Source organism: Acidisphaera rubrifaciens HS-AP3, assembly GCF_000964365.1.
GTDB lineage: Bacteria > Pseudomonadota > Alphaproteobacteria > Acetobacterales > Acetobacteraceae > Acidisphaera > Acidisphaera rubrifaciens.
Window position 1 is genome coordinate 1 of sequence record NZ_BANB01000281.1, and the last position, 7223, is coordinate 7223.

Below are 7223 nucleotides of genomic sequence, written 5' to 3' on the forward strand. Positions count from 1 at the left end.
GCCGGGGTCGCGGCGTAGGCGACCGGCGGGGCGGTGGTCACGAGCATGCCGGGCGGCAACGCCGCCGGCCGATCCGCATCAGAAAAGGCGGCCTCCGACTCGGCGGCCCCCGACTCGGCAGCCCCCGACTCGGCGGCCCCTGACTCGGCGGCGCCCGATCCACCCGTCGCGCCCGTCCCCGCCGCGATGCGCTGGAAAAAGCCGGTCTCGGCCAGGTACGGATCGTCGAACAGCCCGGCGAGGGTGACGACGGGGCCGTTCGGCACGTCCGCGGCGTCCAGCGCCGCGCGCCACGCGGCGGTGGTGCGCCCGGCGAGCGACGCCGCGAGCGTCGCATAGACGAGGTCGATGTTGTCCGACCGCGCCGCGATGGTGGCGAAGCGCGGGTCCGCCGCCAGTTCCGGCCGGCCCACCGCCTGCCACAGCCGCGCGTATTGCGCGTCCGTCGCGGCGATGACGCAGATATGGCCGTCGGCGGTCGCATAGGGGCGGCGGTGCGGCGTCAGCATGCGCGGGTAGCCGACGCCGCGCGCCGGCTCGCCCACCGCCCCCGCCCACATATGTTCGACCAGGACGAAGGCGGCGGTGCTTTCCAGCATCGGCACGTGCAGCGCCTGTCCCTCGCCGGTGCAAGCGCGGTGGAACAGGGCGGCGGTGATCGCCTGCGCCAGCGTCATGCCGGTGAGCTTGTCGGCCAGCACCATCGGCACGTAGCGCGGCGCCCCGTCCGGCCCGGCATTCAGGGCGGCCAGCCCGCTGCGCCCCTGGATCAGGTCGTCGAAGGCCGGCGCGTCCGCCAGCGTGCTGCCCGGGCGGAACCCGGTCGCGCAGGCGAGGATGAGGGCCGGATTGACCGCCGAAAGCCGCTCCCACGTCAGGCCCAGACGCTCGGCGGGGCGCAGGCGCATGTTGTGCACCACCACGTCCGCCCCGGCGACGAGGCGGTGCAGCGCCGCCTGTCCCCAGGGCTGCTTGAGGTCGAGCACCACGCTGCGCTTGTTGCGGTTGAGGCCGGCGAAATAGGCGCCCACCCCCGGGACGGCGGCGGGGCCGATGTCGCGGGTCTGGTCACCCTCCGGCGGCTCGACCTTGATGACGTCCGCCCCGGCATCGCCGAGAATCTGCGTCGCGTAGGGGCCGAGCACGACCGCGGTGAGGTCGATGACCCGGATGCCGGAGAGCGGACCGTTCGGCATGGCTATTTCCTGCGTGGGCTGACAGACTAGTCGGACAGACCGCCCGGCGCGCAGGGCCCCACCCGGTGGCGACACGCCGAGTGGCTTACTTGCAACACGTCATGGGAAAGCAACACATGCGTGCGTCCAGGACTGCCAGAACGGCGTTGAACGGGGCATGTTGTGTTGGCGCGTCGAACGGAAACGACGCTGGAGGAGCTTAAGACACATGGAACTGCGCAAACTTCTCGCCGGGTCGGCGCTCGCGACCCTGACTGTCGCGTCTCTCGCGCCGATTGCCAAGGCGCAGCCCGTGGATGGGCTTTACGTGAGCGCGGGGGCGGGCCTCAACCTGCTTCAGGACACGATCATCAACCCGTCGCCGGCCCTCGGCACGCCCAAGAGCAGCGCGCACTGGGATGCCGGCTGGCGTGGCGTGGCGGCGATCGGCTACGGCTTCGCCGGCCTCGGCCTGCCGATCCGCGTCGAGGTCGAGGGTGACTACTTCAACAATCACCTCGACAAGGTCATCACCGGGGCGGCCGTCCGCGGTGGGGGCTACGAGCAGAAATACGGCGCGATGGCCAACCTGTACTATGACATCGACACGGCGCAGTTCGGACTGCCGCTGCCGGTGTTCCCGTATGTGGGCATCGGCGCCGGCTGGCTCGACCAGCAGGTGAACGGGTTCAACGTCTCGGCCCCGGGCACGACCTACCCGCAGGCCGGCACCAACGGCGCCGATCGCGGCAGCTTCGCCTATCAGGCGATCGCCGGTCTGGCCTACCCGATCGTCTCCGTGCCGGGTCTGTCGGCGACCGTGGAATACCGCTTCACCGGCCTTCTCGATCCGCTGCCGGCCGTGGGCGGCTACACCACGAACGCCGCGGGCGTGAACACCCACGAAGGCAACGTGAAGTTCGGCAACGACCTGAATCACTCGATCCTGGTCGGGCTGCGCTACGCGTTCAACGTCGCGCCGCCGCCGCCGCCGGCCCCGGCCCCCGCGCCGGTCGCCGCTCCGGCCCGCAGCTACCTGGTGTTCTTCGACTGGGATAAGGCCAACCTGACCGAGCGCGCCCGCCAGATCATCCGCGAAGCCGCTGACAACTCGACCAAGGTGCAGTACACCCGCATCGAGGTGAACGGCTACACGGATACGTCCGGCACGCCGCGCTACAACCAGGGCCTGTCGGTGCGTCGCGCCCAGGCCGTCGCCGCGGAACTCGTCCGCGACGGCGTGCCCCGCTCGGCGATCAGCATCCAAGGCTTCGGCGAGACGCATCTGCTGGTGCCCACGGGCCCCGGCGTGCGCGAGCCGCAGAACCGCCGCGTCGAGATCATCATCCAGTAGTCGTCTCGACCGACACGCTGAAGGAAGCCGGCGCATGAACAATGCGTCGGCTTTTTTCTTGCCTGTTCAGTGTCGCCGCCGGATGGGGCATGATGGCGGCATGTGGCGCATCGTCTCTCCCCCTGTTGCCGTGCCTGCCCGACGCGGGGTTGCCCCCTTGCTGTTCGCCGCCGGTTTTGTCCTGTCCGCCGCGCTGCCGGCGGGGGCGGCCCGGGCGCAGCCGGTGCAGGGCGTGTATATGAGCGGCGGCCTCGGCCTGTCGTTCCGCGCGCCGGACGCCGCGGGCGGCACCCTGCCACCGATCGATCCGCCGTCCACGGCCCGCGTCCCGGCCCTCGCGCCCGCCCCCACGCCCGCGCCATTGCCGACCGGCCACGCCGCCCTCGGCTACGGCTTCGCCGACAGCGGCGTGCCGCTGCGCATGGAACTCGAGGGCACCTTCATGAACGGCCGCACCGGACCCTGAGGGGGGGGCGTACCGCCTTCCCGGGCGGCGGCGGAATCTGCCAAACTTACATGTACCAGTCGGCCGGATGAACGAGGGTGCCAGTCGACTGGATGAACGAGGGCGGATCGGCAAGAGGCGGAGCTAGGGCGAAAGCGATGGCGGGCAGTGCTTCCGATGTCGCTGGCTACACCATGCCCAGACAGCAGGCCACTGAGGTTATCAGTGAAGCTAGGCGCCGCAACATGGCGGCAATCGGCGGGAAGAATACCAAGCCCGAACTTGCGGTCAGACGTATCATCCACGCGATGGGCTATCGATACCGGCTGCACGCGGCCACGCTTCCCGGCCGCCCCGATATCGTGTTTCCTGGACGTCGCAAAATCATTGATGTGCGCGGTTGTTTCTGGCACCGGCATCCAGGGTGTCCGCGGGCAACAACGCCAGTCGCAAGGCGCGATTTCTGGGAGGATAAGTTCCGCGCAACCGTTACCAGAGACGAAAGGAACCTTGCTGCCCTCCGCAGGTCCGGGTGGCAGGTGCTTGTTGTCTGGGAATGCGAACTTGCTGGCGGTCATCTAGCCGAGCAGTTTCGCACTTTCCTGGGCACCCCCGGGCCTCTGCGCGGGGACGAACGCCTTAACCGACTTGCAGATGTTTCCATGCACTCTCCTAGCTTAGTACGGTAGGGCGTAGTCGCGACGCGGTGCCTTTCGAGTCGCGTTGGCGGGAGGTGCTTAATGGATGCTGTTGCACGACCTCGAGTCTCGAACCCCGCCGTGTTCCGCCGCCTCAGCAGACTGGCCTCTGGCGGCAGGCCCAGGGTTCTCGATCTGTTTTCCGGTGCCGGCGGCATTTCGCTTGGGTTCCGGCGAGCCGGCTTCGATATAGCTGGGGCTCTTGAGATTGAGCCAATTCCTGCATTCACTCATGCGCTGAACTTCCATGGCAGAGATCCCGACCTCATCGCCCTCCACCGCCGTCCCAGAGATATGACGCGCGCCGAGCCGTCTGAGGTCGCAGCAGAGTTGTCGCTAGGCAATGTGGAAGATGCGATCGACGTGCTGGTAGGGGGGCCTCCGTGCCAAGCGTATGCCCGTGTTGGCAGAGCAAAACTTCGGGAAGTGGCCGATCATCCTGTCGCGTACAAAGTTGACCCGCGCGGCAATCTGTTTCTTCGATACCTCGCTTATGTGAAGGCTTTCCAGCCTCTTGCGCTTCTAATGGAGAACGTCCCGGATATTCTGCACTACGGAGGCCACAACGTTGTTGAGGAGATGGTCGAGGCGCTTGATGATCTCGGATACAGCGCGCGGTACAGCCTGATAAACACAGTCTTTCATGGCGTCCCCCAGATGCGAGACCGCGTGTTTCTGATCGCCTACCGAAAGGAGTTGCTTGTTAAGGTGCGCTTTCCAAAGGCCACGCATTTCATGGTTTTGCCACCAGGCTATGCAGGGACACGCGCTGTCGCTCTTCGCTATGTCGACCTCCTGGGAGGCGCGGGCTACGTGCAACCCGATCTAGGTGATGAAAGTCTGCCAGGCCCGGTCACTGCCGAAGACGCAATCGGCGATTTGCCGCCGATCAAAGGTACCAGTGTCCGACGCGGTGCCCGCCGTTTTGATAAAGCTGTTGATTACCACGGCAGAGCCGAGCCGACGCCCTATCAACTTGCGATGCGGCAATGGCCCGGCTTCGAAGCCAACGGCGGTCCTCGGGATCACGTAATTCGCTATCTGCCCCGGGATCATATGGTCTTTTCTGAAATGAGGCAGGGTGCAGAATACCCGGAGGCGCACGCTACCGCCGTGCGCATCGCGCAGCGTGAGGCCAAGCGGCGCGGTATCCGGCCCAACACAGAAGATTTTGAGAAGCTCTTTGCCAGTATCGTTCCGCCTTACGACGTCACTAAGTTTCCCAACAGGTGGTGGAAGCTCCGGCCTGACTGGCCTGTTCGGACCCTGATGGCCCATATCGGTAAGGACACGTATTCGCATATCCACTGGGATGCCGCTCAGGCGCGCACGATTTCCGTGCGTGAGGCGGCGAGGCTTCAATCCTTTCCCGATGGCTTTTTATTCCAGGGCGCGATGAATGCGGCGTTTCGGCAGATTGGTAATGCGGTTCCTCCGTTAATGGCAGCACGTCTTGCCGAAATCATCAGAGACACCCTGCAAGAAGCAGCGAAGCGGCTTACGGTGAGTAATGCGGCGCCGCCTTACTCGTCAGGCCGCTCAACGTAGATGCTTTCGCACCATGTCATTGCTGACGTTGCGATCGAGAAGCCATCGACGCGGACGCCGGGCGGCATATGATTTTCGTGAAGAGCCTTCAGACGCCTAGCCAATAAGTTTATGGTGTCCGAAATCCGTAGCCAGCCGCCATTGTCATTCAAATCGAACACTCTGTAGATGCGGTACGGAATGGTATCAGCAGCCTGTATGATCTCAGCGATGGAAAGATGAATCACGTTTTCAAAGGGTCCGCTTGTCGTCTTGACGTCAATAAGGATTTTCTCGCCGGACGGAGTGAGTGTTTCGAAATCATATGGAGCAATGGCATTCTCCGAAGCGACCCACCGATAATTCGCTAGCTTTCCGGCTATCGTCTGTGCTGCCAGCAGTGTGTCGATCAGACCTTCGCCGTCCATTCCGATAGCGCCGGCCCTGGCTTTTGCGGCAGCGAGATCCTGGGCAGAGATAAGGCGATTGCGTTTGTTCTGAAGAAGCTTTGACGTTCCTTCGAGCCCACCCAGGGCCGCATCTTCAAGCGCGGTCTCCATGTCTGCGTCAGCGGCGACAATGTACACCGGATGCGAGGCCATAACAGAGGCAGCGTCCGCAGCCTCGGTGATCTGAGCGGGCGTGACAGCAATCATGCTTCGTCCGCCGTCGCCGAAAAGCTTCTCCAGCGAGATATGAAGGGCGGCGTCAGTCGGCGATAAGCGACTGACGAGGATGAGGTCGAGCGTCCGCGGCGCGATTTCACCCGTAAATGACATGATTGCAAGGTCGCCCGGCTGTATTCCATCGTAGCGGGCAGGATCGTTGGGCGGCCCTGGTATAAATTCGCCGTTGAGCCGCCAATTCTTATAGCTGGCTGTCTTAATTATCTTTCGCGCGAGTTTATGTGCTTCCTTGGCATCAGGTCCGTATATCGTCAGCGCCAATGCAATCTCGTTGTTGGTCGCCGCGGCCGCGGCCGGCAATCCGGGATAAAGCCGCCCCGTTAAAACATCCGCGTTTAGATTGATGCTTTTCTGATTGCCTTTGTTAATGGCGCGGAACACGCCCTTGAAGAGCGTGCAGTCACTCGCTGAAAGGCGCTTGATGGCTCTGACCGTCGGCACAGCTTGATTCCCCGCCCGTTATACTGTGCATAGTGTATTGTAGATGGCGTGCAGGAGCGGCGCGCTTGCCCGTAGGGGCCCATCAATTCGTTAGAAAACTGCTAGGCCTCTTGCGCCCCCGCGCTACCCCGCCGCCGCCACCGCGTGGCCGTTGGAGAGGCGGTAGAGGCGGTCGAGGCGTTCGGCGCCGGTCAGGCGGTGGGCGATCAGCATCACGGTGCGGCCGGCGGTGCTCTCGGCGAGGGTTTCGAGGAAGGCGCGCTCGGTCTCGGCATCGAGGCCGGCGGCGGGTTCGTCGAGGATCAGGATCGGGGCGGGAGAAAGCAGGGTGCGGGCGAGGGCGAGGCGGCGGCCCTGGCCGCCGGACAGGCGGGCGCCGCCCTCGCCCACCCAGGTGTCGAGCCCGTCGGGCAGGGCGCGCACCACCTCGGCGATGCGGGCGGATTCGAGCGCGGCCCACAGCGCCGCCTCGTCGGCGTCGGGACGGGCGAGCAGCAGGTTGGCGCGCACCGTGTCGTCGAACAGATGCGTCGCCTGCGCCAGCCAGCCGATGCGCGCCCGCACCTCGGCCGCCGGCAGGGTCGCGATGTCGGTGCCGCCCAGCAGGATCCGCCCGCGCGTGGGTGCCGCGAGCTTCAGCGCCAGGGCGGCGAGGGTGGATTTCCCGGCGCCGGACGGGCCGAGCACGGCGACCTGTGCCCCCTCCGGCACGTCGAGCGTCAGCCCGTCGAGCACCGCGTCGCGCCCCGGCCAGGCGAAGCTCACGCCCTCGAACCGCAGGGCGCTGCCGCGGGCGGCCCGCGCGCCGCGCGTCTCGGCCGGCGCGGCCCCGGATGTCGCGGTGCCCGGTTTCGCGGTGCCCGGCTTCGCGGTGCCGGGTGTCGCGGCGGGGGGATC

7 protein-coding genes are annotated in these 7223 nt (G+C 65.7%); 4 read left to right on the forward strand and 3 right to left on the reverse strand.

Annotated features, from left to right (window positions below; translation table 11 throughout):
- Nucleotides 1-1196, reverse strand: a 1196-nt coding sequence (locus B8460_RS09375) for a CaiB/BaiF CoA transferase family protein (protein ID WP_052945197.1), incomplete at its 3' end; no start/stop codon positions are given.
- A 208-nt stretch (nt 1197-1404) separates the two neighbouring features.
- Here B8460_RS09375 and B8460_RS09380 point away from each other — a divergent pair.
- From B8460_RS09380 to B8460_RS09395, 4 genes are all read left to right on the forward strand, one after another.
- A complete protein-coding gene (locus B8460_RS09380) occupies nt 1405-2529 on the forward strand; it encodes an OmpA family protein (RefSeq protein ID WP_084623423.1) in 1125 nt (374 codons plus the stop codon).
- Nucleotides 2530-2686: 157 nt separating this feature from the next.
- Nucleotides 2687-2995 (forward strand): hypothetical protein, encoded by a 309-nt coding sequence (locus B8460_RS09385; protein WP_048861333.1) that lies wholly within the window; start codon nt 2687-2689, stop codon nt 2993-2995.
- A 173-nt stretch (nt 2996-3168) separates the two neighbouring features.
- Entirely contained in the window at nt 3169-3663 is a 495-nt protein-coding gene (locus B8460_RS09390; protein ID WP_084623426.1) for a very short patch repair endonuclease, read from the forward strand.
- 90 nt (nt 3664-3753) lie between these two features.
- On the forward strand, nt 3754-5220 hold the full coding sequence (locus B8460_RS09395) for a DNA cytosine methyltransferase (protein WP_199445595.1): 1467 nt from the start codon (nt 3754-3756) through the stop codon (nt 5218-5220).
- On the opposite strand, the gene B8460_RS09400 is transcribed toward B8460_RS09395, so the two are convergent.
- Both B8460_RS09400 and B8460_RS09405 read right to left on the reverse strand, forming a co-directional pair.
- Nucleotides 5196-6326, reverse strand: a complete 1131-nt coding sequence (locus B8460_RS09400) for a protein NO VEIN domain-containing protein (RefSeq protein WP_148360481.1) — start codon at nt 6324-6326, stop codon at nt 5196-5198. The genes B8460_RS09395 and B8460_RS09400 overlap by 25 nt on opposite strands.
- A gap of 123 nt (nt 6327-6449) precedes the next feature.
- A partial coding sequence (locus B8460_RS09405; RefSeq protein ID WP_148360482.1) for an ATP-binding cassette domain-containing protein occupies nt 6450-7223 on the reverse strand: 774 nt, incomplete at its 5' end.